Origin of the sequence: Faecalibacillus sp. TM498, from assembly GCF_020589955.1 — a bacterium.
GTDB classification, from domain to species: domain Bacteria; phylum Bacillota_I; class Bacilli_A; order Erysipelotrichales; family Coprobacillaceae; genus Faecalibacillus; species Faecalibacillus intestinalis.
In genome coordinates this window covers 64,658-85,446 of record NZ_JAJDKB010000005.1, presented here as the reverse complement: position 1 = coordinate 85,446, position 20,789 = coordinate 64,658, and the positions used below count along the sequence as shown (strand labels likewise).

Below are 20,789 nucleotides of genomic sequence, written 5' to 3'. Positions count from 1 at the left end.
AAATTTGGATTTGTAGGTGTGTATGGAATACAAATTAGAGGAATTTATTACATATGAGCAACCCGCAAAATATATTGTTGAAAGTGATCAATATAATGATTCTTATGATATTCCCGTATTAACTGCTGGGCAGACATTTATTTTAGGGTATACAAATGAACAAGATAATATTTTTGATAATCTTCCGGTTATTATTTTTGATGATTTTACTACATCAGTTCAATATGTCGATTTTCCTTTTAAAGTAAAGTCTTCAGCAATGAAATTATTAAAAAATACTAGTAAATCAAATTTAAAATATTGTTATTACATGCTTAAATATTTTCAAAAACAGCCAGAAAACCACAAACGACAATGGATTTCGTCTACATCTCAAATAAAAATTGATTTACCTAATATAGATAATCAATCAAAAATTGTTGAAAAATTGGATTTTGTACAAGAGATAATTGCTAAATACAAAAGGCAGTTAAATATGTTAGATGAATTAGTTAAAGCCCGATTTGTCGAGATGTTTGGGGATATAATTTCTAATGATAAGAACTGGAATTCCAAACCTTTAAAGGAATTATGTGATATATCTCGAGGTGCTTCACCACGTCCTATTTCGGATTATCTTGGTGGGACAATTCCTTGGATTAAAATTGGAGATGCAACAATTGGCGATAGTATATATATAAATTCGACAAAGGAACATATAATAAAAGAAGGAGTAAGAAAAAGCCGATTTATAAAAAAAGGAAGCTTAATTTTTGCCAATTGTGGAGTGTCATTAGGTTTTTGCAGAATAATTAATTTTGATGGTTGTATTCACGATGGCTGGCTAGCTTTTCAAAATATTGATACTTCGTTAAATAAAATATTCTTATTAACTACAATTAATCAAATGACTGGTTATTTTAGAAAAATTGCACCAGGAGGAACACAACCAAATTTGAATACGGATATTGTAGGAAATTATATTCAAGTTGTTCCACCACTTGAACTTCAAAATCAGTTTGCAGACTTTGTAAAAGAAGTCGATAAATCAAGATTTATAATTAAAAGTATGATAAAGGAGGGTCTATTATGACAAACTTTGATTATTTGAAAAGTGAAAAGGAATTTGAAAGCTTTGTTAATATAGCTATTACGGCAGAAAAAGTATTTAACATTGATATTGGCACTTGTGTTTTTAATTGTCGGCGTGCTTTGGAAATGGCTATTAAATGGATGTATTCTGTTGATAATGATTTAGAAGTTCCTTATCAAGACTCTCTTTATAGTTTGATGCATACTGATGAGTTTAGAGATATTATTGGTGTTGATTTATGGAGAAGATTAGATTTAATTCGTAGATATGGAAATGATGCTGCTCATACTTCAAATAAGATATCAGAAAATGCAGCAAAATTATGTTTAAAAAATTTATTTTATTTTACTGATTTTATAGCTTGTTGTTATGGAAAATCTTATCAAGCAAAGGAATATGATGAAAGTCTTCTAACTAACCAAGAGTCCAAAAATATTGAAATTGAAGAAAAAGAAATAAAACTTAATGATCTTATTGAAGAAAATAAAGCATTAAAACAAGAATTAACATTAAGAAGAGAACAACAACACAGAGATTATGTTCCAAAACCTTTAGATTTATCAGAATATAAAACTCGAAAAATATATATAGATTCTATGCTTATAGATGCTGGATGGGTTGAAGGTAAAGATTGGATTAACGAGGTTGAAATGCCAGGTATGCCAAATAAGTCGGAAGTAGGTTACGCGGATTATGTTTTATATGACGATTCTCATAAACCTTTAGCAATTATAGAGGCAAAAAGGACATGTGTTAATGTGTCAAAAGGAAGACAACAAGCAGAATTATATGCTGATTTATTAGAAAAAAAATATAAAAGAAGACCCGTTATATTTTTAACGAATGGTTTTGAAATTAAAATCAATGATGGACAATATCCTGAAAGAAAAGTTTCTAGCATTTATTCAAAAAGAGATTTAGAGAAACTTTTTAATTTAAGAAGAATGAAATCTCATTTAAATTACATACAAGTTAACAAGGAAATAGCAGGAAGGTATTATCAAGAAGCTGCTATTAAAGCAGTTTGTGAAGCTTTTGATAAAAGAAATAGAAGAAAAGCTTTATTAGTTATGGCTACTGGTTCAGGAAAGACTAGAACAGTTATTGGATTAGTAGATATTTTATTACAAAATGGATGGATAAAGAACATATTATTTTTGGCAGATAGAAATTCTTTAGTTACTCAAGCTAAACGAAGTTTTAACAATATGCTTAAGGATCTTTCTAATACAAATTTAGTGGAAGAAAAAGATAATTATAATGCACATGCAGTATTTTCAACATATCAAACAATGATGGGATGTATTGATTCTATTAAAGATGAAGGAAAAAAGCTATTTACATGTGGACATTTTGATTTAATTATATGTGATGAAGCACATAGGTCCATTTATAATAAATATCGAGATGTTTTTAATTATTTTGATGCACCTATGATTGGTTTAACAGCAACACCAAAAGATGAAATTGATAAAAATACTTATGATGTTTTTGAGCTGGAAAATGGTGTTCCAACTTATGGATATGAATTAAGCCAAGCTGTTAAAGATGGATACTTAGTAGATTTTTTATCGTTAGAAACACAAGTTAAATTTATGGAAGAAGGCATAAATTGGGATGAATTAAGTGATGAAGATAAACGAATTTATGAAGATACCTTCACTGATGAAAATGGTAATTTTCCTAAAAAAATAGATTCATCTGCATTGAATAAATGGGTATTTAATAATGATACTATAAAAAAAGTTTTACAAATATTATTTAAAGATGGTTTAAAAATAGATTATGGACAAAAAATAGGAAAAACAATTATATTTGCTAAGAATCATGAACATGCTGAAAAAATTTATGACGTATTTAACAAGGAATATCCTCATTTAGCAGGATATGCAAAAGTAATAGATAATTATATTAATTATGCTCAATCAGCAATTGATGAGTTTTCTGATCCAAATAAATTACCTCAAATTGCTATATCAGTTGATATGTTGGATACTGGGATTGATGTTCCTGAAGTTTTAAATTTAGTATTCTTTAAAAAAGTCATGAGCAAGGCAAAATTTTGGCAAATGATAGGAAGAGGTACTAGATTATGTCCGTATCTTATGGATGGTAGTGATAAAAAAATATTCTATATTTTTGATTTTTGTGGCAATTTTGAATTTTTTAGAATGAATAAGGGAAATGCTTCATCAAATACTTTGCCGATTCAAGGCGCAATCTTTAATTTAAAATTTCAAATAGCATATAAATTACAAGACATTGTTTATCAAACTGAAGAGTTAATTTCATGGAGAAAAGAATTAGTAGATTATATGGTAGGAAAAGTACAGGAACTAAATAGAGACAACTTTGCTGTTCGGCAACATTTAAAATATGTTGATCTATATTCAAATCCTGATAATTACGTTACTTTGTCATATGAAGACAGTTTGATGATTAGTCAAGAATTGGCGCATTTAATTTTACCAGATGAAGATGAAATTACAGCTGTTCGATTTGATGCTTTAATGTATGAAATTGAGTTAGCATTTTTAGCTGGTAAAAAATATACAAAAGGAAGAACTGATTTAGTAAAAAAGGTAAAACGTATTTCAAAAGTATCTAATATACCTGAAATTAAAGAACAATCGGAACTTATTAATCAAATTTTACATACAACATATTTGAAAGATGCAGGCATAAATGAATTTGAATATATTAGAAAAAAATTAAGAGAGCTTATAAAATATATACCAAAGCAACATTTGAAATTTGATACTAATTTTGAAGATGATATTTTATCTAGAGAATGGCATGAATCAAATTTGGAATCAGATGATTTAAAAAATTATCGTAATAAAGTTGAATATTATATAAGAAAACATGAAATGGATAATCCTGTTATTTTAAAATTAAAAACAAACAAACCTTTGAACAAATATGATTTAAAAAATTTAGAGAATGTTTTATGGGGTGAATTAGGTACTAAAGAACAATATTATTCAGAATATGGAGAAAAACCATTAGGAGAATTTGTAAGAGAAATTGTTGGTTTGGATATGAATTCTGCTAAAGAAGCTTTTTCATTATACTTGAATGATACTAATTTATCGGAAAATCAAATATATTTTGTTAATCAAATTATAGAATATATTGTTAGGAATGGTGTCTTAAAAGATTTATCTGTTTTGCAAGAATCTCCATTTATAGATAAGGGAACAGTTGTTGATCTTTTTGGAAATGATATTGCTGTTTGGCAAGGAATTTCAGGAGTTATCAATTCTATTAATCAAAATGCATTATTTGTTTGAAAATAATAATTTTTAATTAAATAGCAAAAAAATATGAAAAATATTTGATTTGGTTGTAAAAAATAGAATGATTATTTATGTGAAATTTTTTATAATAAATATCTTTCAAAAAGTCAAAATGAATTAAAACTACTATGTATGAATTAACGAGGTTTATTTAGACAAGCTTCAATTTATATTGAAAAATAACTTTTAAGTAATTTAGGTTTTGTAACGTAAGGATTAGGGAATTTTATACCCTTACTAAAGAATTTTTAGTAGATCAGTTCTTTAAAGATGAAGGAAAAATCTTTAAGAAAAACGCAAAAATATAAAAAGAAATTATATAAATAAATTTGCTAATTTAAGTAGACCGGATATTATTAGAACAATACATCGAATTGATAGTTTTACTTCGAGTTTTAACAAAATATTGGAAATATGTTTTAATGACAACAATATTTATGTTACACAAAAAGGAATAAATATTGAATATGATAAAATATATCACTTATTAATAATCAGAAAAAGAAAAAGAAGGAGAATTATTCTCCTTCATAATTTTCAACGTTATGGTAGATTTTATCTACATCATCACAAGCATTTAAAAGATTCATTAATCTTTCAAATAATTCCATATCTTCACCTTCAAGAGATACATATTCTTGAGGTGTTGTAGCGATTTCTTCTACATCAAATTCAGCATTAGGACAAGCTGCTTCAATAGCATCTTTCATTTTATATAAATCAGTTGGTGCACCAGTCAATTCAATTGAACCATCTTCATGAGTTTCAATTTCTTGACAATCGGCTTCACCTTCCATTAAAGCTTCTAAAGTTTGTTCTTCATCTAATCCTTTAAAAGTTAAAATAGAATATGTATCATATAAATAAGATACTGAACCTTCATTTCCTAATTTAGCTTTAGATTTTGTAAATGCAGGACGTACTTGAGAAATAGTACGATTAATATTATCAGTTAAGCATTTAACAATAACAGTTGAACCACTTGGACCATATCCTTCAAATGTTTTTTCTTGATAATCTTCAGTAGCTCCACTTTTTACTTTATCAACTGCACGTTTAATAACGTCAGCAGGAACTTGTTCTTTTTTAGCTTTAGCAATAATTCTTCTTAATGCTAAGTTACCATCTGGATCAGTACCACCAGCTTTAGCAGCTAAATAGATTTCTTTTCCATAACGAGAATATAATTTTGCTTTTGCTGCAGCAGTTTTTGCCATAGCAACTTTACGCACTTCATGTGCTCTACCCATAAAAAAGCCTCCTTAATTGTATGTAATCTCAATACTTGGTTATTATAGCGAATACATCGAGGTTTTTCAAGGTTTAATATAAATGACAAACGAGTTTTGTTCATGTATAATGAAAAAGCAAATGAGGGATAAAGATGGAAACAATTGTTATTATTGGAGCAGGTGCAAGTGGACTTGCATGTATGAATGAATTAGTAAAAACAAATAAATATAATATTATTGTCTTGGAACAATCTAATAAAGCAGCTAGAAAAATACTTGCTAGCGGTAATGGAAGATGTAATGTTTCAAATTTGAATATGGATATTAAGTACTATAATCATCAAGACCCTTTAATAGAAAAATTAATTAAAGAATTTGATGTCGTCAATTTTTTTAAACAATTTTCTTTAAAACTACGTTATGAAAAAAACCTTGTTTATCCATATTCACTTTCAAGTTTATCTGTTAAAAATGCTTTAATGAAAAATATGGATAATGTATCGTATATCGATAATTGTGAGGTTCTAGCAATAAAAAAAGCTAAAACATATGAAATTATTACGACTAATGGTCATTATCAAGCGGATAAAATAGTCATTGCGACAGGATCACCAGCCAGTCATTTATCAGGACAAAATAATTTAAAAATGTTAGAAAAAATGCATATTTCCACGATTCCATTTACACCAAGTCTTGTTCAAGTAAAAACAAAACCCGTTTTTAAAGCTTTAAAAGGACAAAGAGTAAAGGGAATTGCAATGCTTTATGATCAAAATCAATTGATTGAAAAACAAACAGGAGAAATCATGTTTACAGATTATGGTCTATCAGGTATTTGTGTTATGCAATTATCTAGATATTTAGAGCATTTAAAAAATCCAAAACTTGTTTTAAATTTATTGCCTGATATTGAAAAAGAAGAATTTCAACACTATGGTTTGGAAGGATTCTTTCATGAAAAAATAGTTCAGGTTTTTAAAGAAAAAAATATTGATCCTCAACATATAGAAATAAAGATTCTTGATACCATGTCAATTGAAAAAGCACAAGTTTGTCATGGAGGCGTTTCTTTAAAAGAAGTAGATGAAAATTTACAACTTAAGAAATATCCAGGCATTTATGTTTGTGGAGAAGCTTTGGATGTTGATGGTGATTGTGGAGGTTACAATTTACATTTTGCTTTTGCAAGTGGTGTACATGTGGCAAAATCGATAAAGAAATAAAAGAGTAGTAAATGTGTTTTAAATAGAAATGTTATAATGAATATATAAGTGGAAAAACTATATTTACCAAATAATAAGGAGCTAACTATGGAAAGTCAAGAAAAGCACAATATAGAATGGAAATCAGTTTGGAAAGATGAATATTTAGTTGGTATATGTGCGTTTGCCAATGCACAAGGTGGTAAATTTTTTATTGGTATAGATGATAATGGTAAAATTATTGGTGTGGAAAATTCAAAAAAATTATTAGAATCCTTACCAAGTAAAATAAGAGATGCTATGGGAATCGTAGTAGATATTAATTTATGTAAAGAAAATAATTTGGAATATATAGAAATAGATGTTCCGTCTTATCCAATAGCTATATCTTGTAAAGGAAACTATTATTTTAGAAGTGGGAGTACATCACAAAAGTTGACAGGTATTGAATTAGAAAGTTTTATTTTACGTAAAAGAGGAGCAACTTGGGATAACGTTCCACACCCATTAGTAAAAATAGAAGATTTAGATCAAAACGCTATTCAAAAGTTTAAAGAACTTGCAATTCGTAAAAAAAGAATAGATGATACGATTTTAGAAGAAGATACGGAAACATTATTAGATAAACTTCATTTGATAAATAATGGTTATCTTACAAATGCTGCCTTACTTTTGTTTTCAAAAGATCCAGAGAGATATTTTACAGGTGCTTTTATAAAAGTAGGATTTTTTGAAACAGATGCTGATTTAATTTATCAAGATGAAGTAAGAGGATCACTTTTTGAACAAATTGACAAAGTTATAGAACTTATTTTTTTTAAATATATGAAAGCTAAGATTTCATATGATGGACTTCAAAGAGTTGAAGAATACTTTGTAAGTGAAGCAAGTATGAGAGAAGCTATATTAAATGCTATTGTTCATAAACAATATGAATCTGGTGTACCAATACAAATAAGTGTTTATAAAGATAAACTCTATATTACAAATGTTGGAAAGCTTCCAGATCATTGGACAGAAGAAACTCTTTATCAAAAACATGGCTCTAAGCCCTATAATCCTAATATTGCACATGTTTTCTATTTAGCAGGACATATTGAGTCATGGGGAAGAGGTATAGAAAAAATATTTGATTCATGTATAGAAAATGATTTACCAATGCCAAAATATTATATTAATCCTACGGATATTATGATTGAATTTGATGCACCTCAAAGATTGGTGATTGATAACTTTTCAAAGGTGACTAATAGGGTGAACGATAGGGTGAACGATAGGGTGAACGATAGGGTGAACGATACAATGAATAAGATACTAGAATCCCTATATGATGATCCTGGATATACAATTACCGAACTTGCAAATATTATGAAAATGAGTAGAAAGAGTATTTCAAATAATATTAAAAAGTTAAAGGATTTAGGAATTATTGAAAGAGTTGGAAATAACAAAAAAGGATATTGGAAAATAAAGAGATAGGAGAAGGTATGTTAAAAGTAAGTAATATTGCAGTTTCTTTAGATGAAAAAGATTATGCTAAAGTTATTGCGAATACATTAAATATAAGAAAATCACAAGTAAAGAATGTAAAGATTGCTAAAAAGGCAGTCGATGCAAGAAGAAAGAATAAAGTACATTTTAATATGGGCTTTACTTTTGAATATGTCGATGAAGATCAATTATTAAAAACACATAGTAAACAAGTAAGTAAAGTTAAAGAATATCATTATGACAAGTTAACACCAAATAATCAAACAATTATGGTTGTTGGAAGTGGGCCAGCAGGATTATTCTGTGCCTATAATTTAGCGCGTAGTGGGCAAAAGGTAATCTTGATTGAACAAGGTAAATGTGTTGATGAAAGAAAAAAAGACATTGATACTTATTTAGAAACAGGTAAGTTAAATACTCAAAGTAATGTTCAATTTGGAGAAGGAGGAGCAGGAACGTTCTCTGATGGAAAGTTGACGACAGGTATTAAGGATTATCGTAAACAATTTGTATTGAATACTTTTTATGAACATGGTGCAAGTGAAGATATTCTTTATTTAAATAAACCACATTTAGGAACAGATGTTTTAATTAATGTGGTTAAAAATATCAGAAAAGATATTGAAAAATGTGGAGATGTTCGTTTTGAAACAAAATTAGTAGATATCATTATTGAAGATAATCAATTAAAAGAAGTTGTTTTAGAAAATAATGAAGGAACATATAAAGAAAAAGTAGATCAACTGGTATTGGCTATTGGTCATAGTGCGAGAAAAACATATGAAATGCTTTATCAAAAACAATTAGAAATTTCTCAAAAAGCTTTTGCAGTAGGAATGCGTATTGAACACAGTCAAGAATTTATTAATAAAAGCCAATATGGAAAATTCTATGATCATCCTGCATTAAAAGCGGCTGATTATAAATTGGCGGTGCATACAAGTCAAAAAAGAGGAGTCTATACTTTCTGTATGTGTCCTGGTGGTTATGTCATGAATGCAGCTAGTGAAGAAAAAAGACTGGTTGTTAACGGTATGTCTAATTACAAACGTGATAATAAATACGCTAATAGTGCTGTCTTAGTCAATGTGACACCTGATGATTTTGGTAGTTCACATCCTCTTGCTGGGATGTATTTTCAAAGAAAATTGGAAGAAAAAGCTTTTGAACTCGGTGGAAGTGATTATTCAATACCTGTTCAAAAAGTAGAAGATTATTTAGAAAATAAAGAAGGTATTGAAAATATTGAAACAAGTTTAAAAAGAGTTAAAAATGCTAATCTCAATGCATTACTTCCTGAAATCTTGAATATAAATTTAAAAGAAGGACTTCTTTTAATGAATAATAAGATTAATGGATTTACAAGTAATGCCACATTACTTGGTGTTGAATCAAGAAGTTCTGCACCAATCCGTTTTTATCGAGATGAAAATATGGAAAGTAATATTAAAGGGATTTATCCAATTGGCGAAGGTGCTGGATATGCTGGAGGTATTATGTCAAGTGCAATTGATGGTTTGAAATGTAGTGAGGTATTACTCAAAGGAGAGAGATAATGTGTCATTATTTGAACTTGTTGTTATTTCAATTTCATTAGCGATGGATGCTTTTACTGTTTCGATGATGTATGGTATTTCTATGCCAAAAGGAAATATTAAGAAACAAAGCTTCATTGCTTTTTATTTTGGCTTTTTTCAGGCATTGATGCCTTTTTTAGGATATCATTTAGGATGTGTATTTTCAAAAAAGATACAAGCCTATGATCATTATATCGCTTTTATCTTTTTAATGATTGTTGGCATCAATATGTTAAAAGATGCTTTTAGTGAAGAAGAAACAAATTATAATTTTAAATTATTAGATTTAACAATTCTTGCTTTTGCAACAAGTATTGATGCTTTTGCTATTGGTATGACTTTTGCTTTTTTAGAAGTAGCTATTTATCAAGCTTTATTGATTATAGGAATTATTACTTTTCTATTATGTTTGTTTGCTTTACAAATTGGACGTTATTTAAACAATAAGTTTCAAAATAAGGCACTTATTTTTGGGGGCATTGTTTTGATTTTAATTGCTTTTAAAACATTGTTGGAGCATCTCTTTTGAAAAAAGTATATAATGAAATAGGTGACAAGTATGAAAGAAGAAGAAAAAATTATAAAAAATACTATAAAGAGAACAAAAGAATATGATCGAACACTTTCTCCCTATGCTTGTAAAACAAGTGAATGCCAAAAATTAAGAAAAGAAGAAAGTGAACATGAAGAATTTGATATTCGTTGGCCTTTTGAAGAAGATATTGATCGTATTTTATATTGTAAATCTTATCAACGTTACACAGATAAAACACAGGCTCTTTCATTTTTTCAAAGTGCCCATATTTCTAAACGTTCAATCCATGTTCAATGGGTTTCACGTATTGCCAGACAAATAGGAAAAGGTTTGAATTTAAATTTAGATTTAATTGAAGCGGCTGCTTTAGGACATGATTTAGGACATGCTCCTTATGGTCATGTAGGAGAAAGAGCGTTGAATGAAAAACTACAAGAAAAAGGTTTTGGATATTTTTGTCATAATGCTAATAGTGTACGAAATATTCTTTATTTAGAAAGAAATGGGAAAGGCTATAATGTTTCTTTACAAGTCTTAGATGCTATTTTGTGTCATAATGGTGAAATGCTTTCTAAAAAATATGAACCAGATCGTAAAAAAACAAAAAAACAATTCTTACAAGAGTATCATGATTGTTGGCATAAAGAAAATGCCAGTCTTGAGTTAAAACCAATGACTTTAGAAGGATGTGTGGTTCGTATTTCAGATGTGATTTCTTATATTGGAAAAGATATTGAAGATGCTATGAGTGTAGGTATCTTACAAAAGAAAGATCTTCCTGAAAATGTAGTAAAAGTATTAGGAGATAATAATAAATCAATTATGAATAAATTAATTGGTGATTTGATGATTCATAGTTATCAAAAACCATATTTACGTTTTTCTCATGAAGTCTTTGAAGCTTTATCATCCCTACTTTCCTTTTTAGGAGAAAAAGTCCATCATCATCCTGTTCTTGAAAAAGAAAATGCTAAACTTTCAAGAATGGTTAAAGAACTCTTTGATGTTTATTTAGAAGAATTGGAAAATAATGATCAAGATTCGAATATTGTTAAGTTTAAAAATAAGATGGTAGAAAATTATCAAAATATGCCCAATCCTTTGATTGTTTCTGATTATTTATCAATGATGACGGATACTTATGTTTTAAATGATTATGAAAGAAAGTTTTTACCAATTCTTCATGGTGAAAAACTTTAATAATTATTTTATTTGGTGTAAAATATAAATATACAGGAGGGATGGCTTATGAAATTAATTATTGCTATCGTAAATTCTGATGATAGTTCATCAGTACAAGCCGCACTTACAGAAGAAGGATACTTCGTTACAAAATTATCAACAACAGGTGGATTCTTAAAGAAAGGAAATACAACATTCTTTATTGGAACAAATGATGATAAAGTTGAACATGCTGTAGGTATTATTAAAGAAAATTCTAAAAAACGTGTAGAAAAAGAACCTACTGTTCCACCTACTGAAATGGGAGAATTCTTTACTCCAATCATGGTAGATGTACTTGTTGGTGGAGCAACAGTTTTTGTATTAGATATTGAACAATTTGAAAAATTTTAGAAAAAGGACATTGTCCTTTTTTTTTAATCCTTTATAATATTTGTGGGTGAAATTATGTCTATCAAATTATTAAATGAAAAAAGAATGGATGAATTAATACAATTTATCCATCAAGAAGAAATAACAAAAGAATATTTAAAACAAAATCAAAAGATTATTTATATCAATGAAAATCAAAATATCAATGGGGTTATTATTTTTGATGTTATCAAAAATGAAATAGAACTTTGTTTAGGAACTGATGAAATTAAACAACAATTAATAGCAGTCATTAAAAAAATAGCTCTAAAAGATATCGTTTATCAAAATAAAATCATACAAATAAAAACAAAAAAACAATTTAAACACTATGAAGAAGTCTATGACTTTATTCATCAACAAAAAGATCGTGTCTATAGTTTAGATAACTTTAAAAAATATATGCAAGAATTTTATAATATCCAACATGCTTTAAAATGTATCCATGTTTGTGGAACAAATGGGAAAGGTTCGACTGTTAATTACATGAAAGAAGTTTTAAAAAAACAGGGGTATATTGTAGGAACTTTTACTTCACCAGCACTTATTTCTAGGTTGGATGTCGTACGTATCAATGATGAATGGATCAAGGAACAATTTATTGTTGATGTTGCTAATAGATATGTGGATAATTGGTTAAAGTATGAGATTTCTTTATTTGAAATAGAAGTTTTTATTTCTATTCTTTATTTTATTTATCAAGGAGTCGACTATGCTATTTATGAAGTTGGTTTGGGTGGAGAATTAGATGCAACGAATATTATTTTGCCAATGGTTTGTGTTAATACGAATATTGGTTTAGATCATATGGATTATTTAGGTGATAGCTATGAAAGTATTGCTAGAGCGAAAGCGGGAATTATTAAAGATCATGTTGATTTTATTACCGGAGAACATAAACAAGAATGTGTTGATATTTTTAGAGATACTTGTGAAAAGCGTCATAGTCATTTGATTCGTTTAGATCGTATTCATGATTTACAAGATGGTGAAAATGTTAAATATACATATAAGGATTATAATATTGTTTTAAATACACCAGCTCTTTATCAAATTGAAAATAGTGCTTTAGCATTAGAAACCTTATTATATTTAAAGAAACATCATTTTATTGAATTAGATGAATCTTCAATTGTTGAAGGTTTATTTGAAGCTAAGTGGGCAGGACGTTTTGAAATCATAAGTGAAAAACCACTGATTATTTTAGATGGGGCCCATAATCGAGAAGGTGTTGATGAACTCTATCGTTCTGCACGTAAATTACATAATTTAAAAATCATCTTTTCAGCATTAAGAGATAAAGATACGGACTATATGATTGAAAGATTATTAGATTTGACGTATGATATAACCGTCTGTGAATTTAAACATCCACGTAGTCAAAGTGCAAAATTATTAGCAGGGGACTATCCGGTAAAAATTGAACCGGACTTTAGAAAAGCTTTAGACGATATTTATTTACAAGAAGGAACATTTTTGATTACGGGATCATTGTATTTTATTTCTGAAGTAAGGAAATACTTATTACAAAAGATTCATAGCAAATAATAAAGAAGGAGGAGTCTACTTTTAGTAGCAATTGTGTACGGTTTTATATCGGAATTAACGCCCGTGGACTAGCAAGAGGACGAAGCGGGAAAGCATATGTACGGTTTTATATCGGAATTAACGCCCATGGACTAGAAAGAGGACGAAGTGGGAAAAAACATATGTACGGTTTCTTACCGGAATTAACGCCTGTGGACTTATAAGAGGACGAAGCAGGAACAATTGGTTTTTTTAAGTAGCAATCAAACGATGATTCAAATTATTTTAGGGGTTATTATTGTTTCGATTGGGATATTTGTTTTTTATAAATATCCAATGAAAAGCGATGTGCGACAAGTGACATTGGGGGCTTTATTTGTCATTCTAGCTATTATTTTAAAAAGGTTAGCTGTGATGGTACCTTTTCTTGGCTTTCCAAGTTTAAAAATTACATTAGAGGTATTACCTTTAATCGTTGCTGGTTTAACATTACAACCAGGGTATTGTTTTATAGTTTCTATTGCCACAGATTTTCTAGGTCTTGTTCTAGCAAATGCTGGAGGATTTCCATTTTTAGGATTTACTTTAAATGCGGTTTTACAAACTGAAATACCCTGTTTATTAAAGATTTATTTAAATGAAAAAAATGAAAGATTATTAGAAAGAATTGTAAAAATAGTAATGGTCATTATTTCGTTACTAGGATGTCTTTATGTTTTTAAAATCAATGAAGTTAATATTTCAGGATCTTCATATCAAGTAACATTACCAATTAAATTTACAATCTTTGTCATCATTGCAGCAATGCTTACTATTCTCTTTATTTTTATAAGATATTATAAAAATAAACTCAAAGAAAAAGATTTACGCTTATTTCATTTAAGTATTCTATCAGTTGTGGCTATTGAACTAACAGTAACGATGTTTTTAACACCATATTGGTTACAAACAATGTATGGAATACCATTCTTTGCATCACAATTTGTAAGAATTTTAAAATCATGTGTGATGATACCTGTAGGTATTATCATTGTATATACAATGAATCGAATGATTCAAAAAGTTATTAGATAAAGTTTTGGATATTGTCCAAAGCTTTTTTCTTGACTTTTTTCTTTATATGAATATTGTTAGTATACTAATAGTTAGGATGCTAACATAGGAGGTATTATGAAGACACCATTTTATTTGATGTTGTTTAAAACACAACATGCTCAAAGTAAAAAGAATCGAGAAACGATGGATGAGTATCATCTATCACCAGGACAACCTAAGGTTTTGAGGTATTTAAATGCTCATCAAGACTGTAAATTAAAAGATATTGCAGATGAATGCGATATTGAAAGTGCTACTGTCAGTAAGATGATTGATAACTTAGAGAAAAAGGAAATGTTGACAAGAGAGATCAATCCTAAAAATAAAAGAGCTTATCAATTAAATATTACAGAATATGGAAAAGAGTCTTTAAAAAAATGGAATGCTCACTGTATTGAAATTGAAAATATTTCTTTGAAAGATTTTAGTGAGGAAGAAAAGGAACAATTTGAAGATTTTTTAAATCGTATGTATAAAAATCTGACAAATAAAGAATTATAGGGGGAGTTATTTTATGATTAAACGTTTAATACCATTTGCGAAAAAATATAAAAAAGCGTTTATTCTAGCGTTTTTATGTGTTGTAGGGGAAACGATCTTTGAATTAGTTATTCCAGTATTGATGGCTAATATTATTGATATTGGAGTAGCTCAAAAAGATCAACATTATATTATTATGCAAGGTGTTTTAATGGCAGTTTGTGCTTTAATTGCTTTAGTATTAGGAATCCTTTATTCACGTTATGCGGCTGTTGCTGGTCAAGGGGTTGGTTTTGAAATAAGAAAAACTGAATTTGAAAAAGTACAAAACTTTTCTTTTTCAAATACAGATCATTTTTCAACCTCCTCTTTAATTACACGACTTACAAGTGATGTGACGATTATTCAAAATGCTATTTGTAATGGTTTTAGACCACTTGTAAGAGCACCATTTATGTTTTCAATGGCTTTATTTTTATCAATTAAGATGAATGCCAAACTTGCTTTGATTTTTATTGTCGTTGCACCTATTTTAGGAATTGGTTTATTTTTTATTGTTAAAACAGTCGGACCATTATTTCGCTTTATGCAAAGTAATGTCGATGAAGTCAATACAGTTGTTCAAGAAAACTTAATTGCGATTCGTACAGTAAAAGCTTATGTTAAAAGTGATTATGAAAACGAAAAGTTTGAAAAAATCAATCAAGAACTTAGAACTCATAGTGAAAAAGCTTTTCGTTATTCAGTACTCAACATGCCTTTATTTCAATATATGATGTATACCACAATCGTTTGTATTCTTTTCTTTGGAAGTCAAATGATCTTTGCTGGTGAAATGAAAGTTGGGCAACTTACCGGATTTTTAAGTTATGTCTTACAAATTCTAAATGCATTAATGATGATTTCAAATGTTTTCTTAATGTTGACTCGTTCACTTGCAAGTTGTAAACGTATTGTAGATGTTTTAGATGAAGTGAATAATTTACATGATCCAATTGATCCAATAATTGAAATGAATCAAGGTGAAATTGAATTTAAAAATGTTTCATTTAAATATAAAGAAAGTGCTCAAGAAAATGTTTTAAGTAATATTAATTTACATATTGAACCAGGTTCTACAGTAGGTATCTTAGGAGGAACAGGTTCAGCTAAAACAAGTTTAGTTCAATTGATTGCTCGTCTTTATGATGTAAGTGAAGGAGAAATATTGATTGATGGACATAATGTCAAAGATTATTCCTTAGAATATTTAAGAGATCAAGTAGGAATGGTTTTACAAAAAAATACTTTATTTTCTGGAACAGTGAAAGAAAATCTTTTATGGGGAAATAAAGAAGCCAGTGATGAAGAAATTAAATGGGCTTGTAAACAAGCTTGTGTGGATGAATTTATTGAAAACTTTCCAGAAGGTTATGATACGTATCTAGAACAAGGTGGTGTCAATGTTTCTGGTGGACAAAAACAACGTTTATGTATTGCTAGAGCATTATTGAAACATCCTAAAATTCTTATTTTAGATGATTCAACAAGTGCAGTTGATACAGCGACAGAAGCAAGTATTAAAGAAGCTTTAGCTTCTTTAAAAGGAACAACAAAGATTATTATAGCTCAACGTATTTCTTCACTTCAACATGCTAATCAAATCATTATCTTAGATAATGGAAAAATTCATGCAATTGGAAATCATGAAGAGTTATTAAAGAATGATGAAATATATCAAGAAATCTATGATTCTCAATTAAAAGGAGTTGATTTATAATGGCTAGACAACTTACAAATGCGAAACCAAAAAATATGAAAAAGACGCTTTCATCTTTTAAGAAATATATTGGTAATCATAAATACGCTTTTGTTTTTATTGGATTGCTTGTTATTCTTTCGACTTCGATTAGTTTATGGGGGACTTATCAAATTAAAACAGTCGTTAATCGTTATGTTTTAAAAAATGATTATCATGGACTCGTTTCATTTATTGTTTTAATGGCGATTGTTTATTTTATAGGAGCTACTGCTACAGCTATTTATAAACAATTAATGGTACATACTGCTCAAAGTATTGTCCAAGAATTAAGAAATGATTTATTTGCGAAAATACAAAAATTACCTATTTCTTATTTTGATGGACACCCTCATGGAGAAATCATGAGTCGCTTTACCAACGATTTAGATACGATTCAAGATGCTTTAAATAACTGTTTTGATACATTGATTCAAAGTTTTATTATGATTGTAGGTACACTCTTTTTGATCTTTGTATTAAGTTGGAAATTATCCTTGATTGTATTTGCTTGTATGATCTTAATGTATTTTTTAATTCAATATTTAAGTCAAAGAAGTAAAAAATACTTTAAGAAACAACAAAATGCGATGGGTTATTTAAATGGTTTCATTGAAGAAATGGTTGATGGTATCAAAGTTGTTAAAGTCTTTAACCATGAAAAAGAAAACTCAATTGAATTTGATTATCGAAACCAAGAACTTTATGATTCAGCAGTAGAAGCATTAACTTATTCAGGAAGAACAATACCAACTGTTGTTTCTATTTCTTATCTCAACTATGCTCTTGTCGCAAGTATCGGTGGTTTATTTGCTATTAATGGTATTATGGATCTAGGAAGTTTATCATCTTATCTTGTCTTTGTAAGACAAACAGCAATGCCTATTAATCAATTTACACAACAATTAAACTTTATTCTTGCTGCCATGGCAGGTGCCGAAAGAATCTTTGATTTAATGAATGAAAGTGAAGAAGTTGATGAAGGGAAAGTGACATTAACACAAGTAGAAATCTTAGAAGATGGTTCAATGCAAGAAAGTGACCATTATACAGGATATTGGGCTTGGAGACATCCAAGAGACAATGGCATTGAACTTGTTGAATTAAAAGGAGATGTTCGTTTCCATGATGTTGTTTTTGGTTACAATGAAACACATCCGATTTTAAAAGATATTAATCTTTTTGCAAAACCGGGACAAAAAATTGCTTTTGTTGGAAGTACAGGGGCTGGGAAAACAACGATCATTAACTTAATTAATCGTTTCTATGATATTACGAAAGGGTCAATTACTTATGATGGTATTGATGTAAAATTGATTAAAAAAGATGATTTAAGAAAATCGATTTCTATTGTTTTACAGGACACTCATTTATTTACGGGAACTATTGCGGATAACATTCGTTATGGAAAACTTGATGCAAGTGATGAAGAAGTTATTGAAGCCGCTAAACTAGCTAATGCAGATAGCTTTATTAGAAGATTACCAAATGGTTATCAAACAATGCTTTCTAGTGATGGAACAAATCTTTCACAAGGGCAAAGACAACTCTTAGCGATTGCTAGAGCAGCTATTTGTAATCCACCTGTATTGATTTTAGATGAAGCAACAAGTTCGATTGATACCCGTACTGAAAAGTTGATTGAAAAAGGAATGGATCGTTTAATGGAAAATAGAACAGTTTTCGTGATTGCTCATCGTCTATCTACAGTTAGAAACTCTGATGCCATCATGGTCTTAGATCATGGACAAATTATTGAACGTGGTAGTCATGATGAATTGCTTGAAAAGAAAGGACGTTATTATCAACTTTATACAGGACAATTTGAATTAGATTAAAAAATTCTTACATCATTTTTGATTTTTTGTTATAATGCTTTTGTAAAAATGATGTGTAGCTAAATGCGTAAGTCCAATCTATTTGGAGATTGGTACTTGCGCATTTTTTTATACAAAAAAGGAGGAAATGATGGAAAAAAATAAGATGGCCGTAGTGCCTTTAAAAAAATTATTTTTGAAAATGGGATTACCAATGATCATATCAATGGTTTTACAAGCTCTCTATAATGTTATAGATAGTATATTTATAACAAACATGGGAAGTGATGGAGTTATTGCTAATCAAGCCTTAACTTTAGCTTTTCCTATTCAATTATTAATTATCGCTATTGGTGTAGGAACCGGTGTTGGTATTAATGCTTTATTATCTAAAAGTTTAGGTGAACAAAACAAAGATAAAGTTAATAAGATTGCCGGAACAGGAATCTTTTTAAGTATTTGTATTTATGTTGTTTTCTTAGTGTTTGGATTATTTGGGTCAGAAAAATTTATAAGATTGTTTGCTGGAAGTAATCAAAAGGTTATTGAAATGGGAACAACCTATCTTAAAATTTGTTGTTGTTTTTCTTATGGTTCTATTGGTTTTACCGTCTATGAAAGATTTCTACAATCAACAGGTAAAACACACTTTTCAACAATTGCTCAAATATCAGGAGCACTTACAAATATTGTTTTAGATTATATCTTTATTTATCCTATGAAGATGGGCGTTGCGGGAGCCGCTTTAGCAACAATTATTGGACAATTTGTTTCTTTATTTGTAGCAATGTATTTTCATTATTATAAAAATAAAGAAATTAATGGAAATATTTGTTATATCAAAGCGAATGCTTCTCTAATTAAAGGAATCTATATGATTGGTGCTTCAGCTGCTTTAATGCAATGTTTACTTGCAGTGATGATGGCAGGAATGAATGCTATATTAGGATTAGCTCAAGTTGATCCAGCTATTTTAATTGGTTCTTTTGGTATTTACTATAAGATCCAACAAATTGCTTTATTTTCAGCATTTGGATTGTCTAATACAATTATTTCCATTTTATCTTTTAATTATGGAATGAAAGATAGAAAAAGAATAGATGAATGTATTAAGTTTGGTATTGTTGATACAATCATTGTTTCTTTAATGATTACTTTATTATTTGAACTTCTTGCTCATCCATTATCACAATTATTTGGATTATCAGGAAGTACACAAGAAATGATTGATATTTGTAGTACAGCTTTACGTATAGCAAGTCTGGGATTTGTTTTTATGGGTATTTCTGTCGCGATTCAAGGTGTTTTACAATCTATTGGTTATGCCATTAGACCTTTAATTATTGCTTTACTTCGCTTGGTTATTTTTGTATTTCCAATAGCCTACTTCTTTACTTTAACAGAAAATGTAACAACGCTTGTTTGGTGGACATTTCCAATTTCTGAATTGTTGACAGTTATTGTTTCACTTATTATCTTGAAAAAATCATATAATGAAAGAATAAGTCCTATTAAAAATGAAAGTATAACAAATAATTTAGTAATTGCTATTTCAAGAGAACATGGCACAAATGGAAAAGAAATTGCGAGACAAGTCGCTAAAGAATTAAACATTGAATTTTATGATAAAGAAAGAATCAAAGAATTTGCTCTTAAACATGGATTTGTAAGTAATAAAGAAAGTGAAGATTATATTTATAGTCAATTCTTATCATTAGACATCAATAAAAATTCAATTATTCTTTTATCAAATGTTATTAAAGAAATTGCTAAGAAAGGAAATTGTGTTATTGTTGGAAGAGCTGCAGATTATATTTTAAAAGAAGATGAAAAATTAGTAAGAATCTTCTTATATGCTCCTTTAGAATATCGTCTAAATAAAGTAATGGAAATTTATCATGATAGTCATGAGGATGCTCTTCGATATATTCATAAATCGGATCATTCTAGAAAAAGTTATTATGAAGTTATTTCTAATAAAATATGGGGTGATAAATCAAACTATGATTTATGTTTAGATTGTAAATTAGGGAATGAAACAATCAAAGATATTATTTGTAACTATGTTAAATCTTTAAATAAATAAAGAAGT

At 28.6% G+C, this 20,789-nt stretch carries 15 protein-coding genes; 14 read left to right on the top strand and 1 reads right to left on the bottom strand.

Features of this window, described 5'->3' with window-relative positions:
• Nucleotides 1-22 precede the first annotated feature (22 nt).
• The gene (locus tag LJD32_RS02985) at nucleotides 23-1,072 is read left to right on the top strand and encodes a restriction endonuclease subunit S (RefSeq protein WP_227403798.1); all 1,050 of its coding nucleotides are present in this window, start codon (nucleotides 23-25) and stop codon (nucleotides 1,070-1,072) included.
• A complete protein-coding gene (locus LJD32_RS02980) occupies nucleotides 1,069-4,365 on the top strand; it encodes a DEAD/DEAH box helicase family protein (RefSeq protein ID WP_227391713.1) in 3,297 nt (1,098 codons plus the stop codon). Before LJD32_RS02985 ends, LJD32_RS02980 begins: the two co-directional genes overlap by 4 nt.
• Nucleotides 4,366-4,889: 524 nt before the next feature.
• Here LJD32_RS02980 and LJD32_RS02975 read toward each other — a convergent pair.
• Nucleotides 4,890-5,621: a YebC/PmpR family DNA-binding transcriptional regulator gene (locus LJD32_RS02975; RefSeq protein ID WP_032090637.1), complete on the bottom strand. Its 732-nt coding sequence runs from the start codon at nucleotides 5,619-5,621 to the stop codon at nucleotides 4,890-4,892.
• A 134-nt stretch (nucleotides 5,622-5,755) separates the two neighbouring features.
• Between LJD32_RS02975 and LJD32_RS02970 the strand changes: the two genes are divergently transcribed.
• The 12 genes from LJD32_RS02970 (at nucleotide 5,756) to LJD32_RS02915 (ending at nucleotide 20,783) form a co-directional block, all read left to right on the top strand.
• Complete coding sequence (locus LJD32_RS02970) at nucleotides 5,756-6,826, top strand: NAD(P)/FAD-dependent oxidoreductase (RefSeq protein WP_227391714.1); 1,071 nt, start codon at nucleotides 5,756-5,758, stop codon at nucleotides 6,824-6,826.
• A gap of 87 nt (nucleotides 6,827-6,913) precedes the next feature.
• Nucleotides 6,914-8,284, top strand: a complete 1,371-nt coding sequence (locus LJD32_RS02965) for an ATP-binding protein (RefSeq protein ID WP_147579443.1) — start codon at nucleotides 6,914-6,916, stop codon at nucleotides 8,282-8,284.
• A gap of 8 nt (nucleotides 8,285-8,292) precedes the next feature.
• Nucleotides 8,293-9,852, top strand: coding sequence for an NAD(P)/FAD-dependent oxidoreductase (locus tag LJD32_RS02960; RefSeq protein ID WP_032090634.1), 1,560 nt, complete (start codon nucleotides 8,293-8,295; stop codon nucleotides 9,850-9,852).
• Nucleotide 9,853: 1 nt separating this feature from the next.
• On the top strand, nucleotides 9,854-10,402 hold the full coding sequence (locus LJD32_RS02955; protein ID WP_032090633.1) for a manganese efflux pump MntP family protein: 549 nt from the start codon (nucleotides 9,854-9,856) through the stop codon (nucleotides 10,400-10,402).
• Between the two features lie 30 nt (nucleotides 10,403-10,432).
• A complete protein-coding gene (locus tag LJD32_RS02950; RefSeq protein WP_147579445.1) occupies nucleotides 10,433-11,608 on the top strand; it encodes an HD domain-containing protein in 1,176 nt (391 codons plus the stop codon).
• A gap of 48 nt (nucleotides 11,609-11,656) precedes the next feature.
• On the top strand, nucleotides 11,657-11,983 hold the full coding sequence (locus tag LJD32_RS02945; RefSeq protein WP_022000754.1) for a cyclic-di-AMP receptor: 327 nt from the start codon (nucleotides 11,657-11,659) through the stop codon (nucleotides 11,981-11,983).
• Nucleotides 11,984-12,037: 54 nt separating this feature from the next.
• On the top strand, nucleotides 12,038-13,549 hold the full coding sequence (locus LJD32_RS02940; protein ID WP_227391715.1) for a bifunctional folylpolyglutamate synthase/dihydrofolate synthase: 1,512 nt from the start codon (nucleotides 12,038-12,040) through the stop codon (nucleotides 13,547-13,549).
• A 222-nt stretch (nucleotides 13,550-13,771) separates the two neighbouring features.
• Nucleotides 13,772-14,602 (top strand): folate family ECF transporter S component, encoded by an 831-nt coding sequence (locus LJD32_RS02935; protein ID WP_227391716.1) that lies wholly within the window; start codon nucleotides 13,772-13,774, stop codon nucleotides 14,600-14,602.
• A gap of 96 nt (nucleotides 14,603-14,698) precedes the next feature.
• A complete protein-coding gene (locus LJD32_RS02930) occupies nucleotides 14,699-15,124 on the top strand; it encodes a MarR family winged helix-turn-helix transcriptional regulator (RefSeq protein ID WP_117827013.1) in 426 nt (141 codons plus the stop codon).
• Between the two features lie 13 nt (nucleotides 15,125-15,137).
• Entirely contained in the window at nucleotides 15,138-16,862 is a 1,725-nt protein-coding gene (locus LJD32_RS02925) for an ABC transporter ATP-binding protein (RefSeq protein ID WP_227391717.1), read from the top strand.
• Nucleotides 16,862-18,718, top strand: coding sequence for an ABC transporter ATP-binding protein (locus LJD32_RS02920; RefSeq protein ID WP_227391718.1), 1,857 nt, complete (start codon nucleotides 16,862-16,864; stop codon nucleotides 18,716-18,718). The genes LJD32_RS02925 and LJD32_RS02920 overlap by 1 nt, the downstream gene beginning before the upstream one ends.
• Before the next feature lie 130 nt (nucleotides 18,719-18,848).
• Nucleotides 18,849-20,783, top strand: coding sequence for an MATE family efflux transporter (locus tag LJD32_RS02915; protein ID WP_227391719.1), 1,935 nt, complete (start codon nucleotides 18,849-18,851; stop codon nucleotides 20,781-20,783).
• The last annotated feature ends 6 nt before the right edge of the window (nucleotides 20,784-20,789 follow it).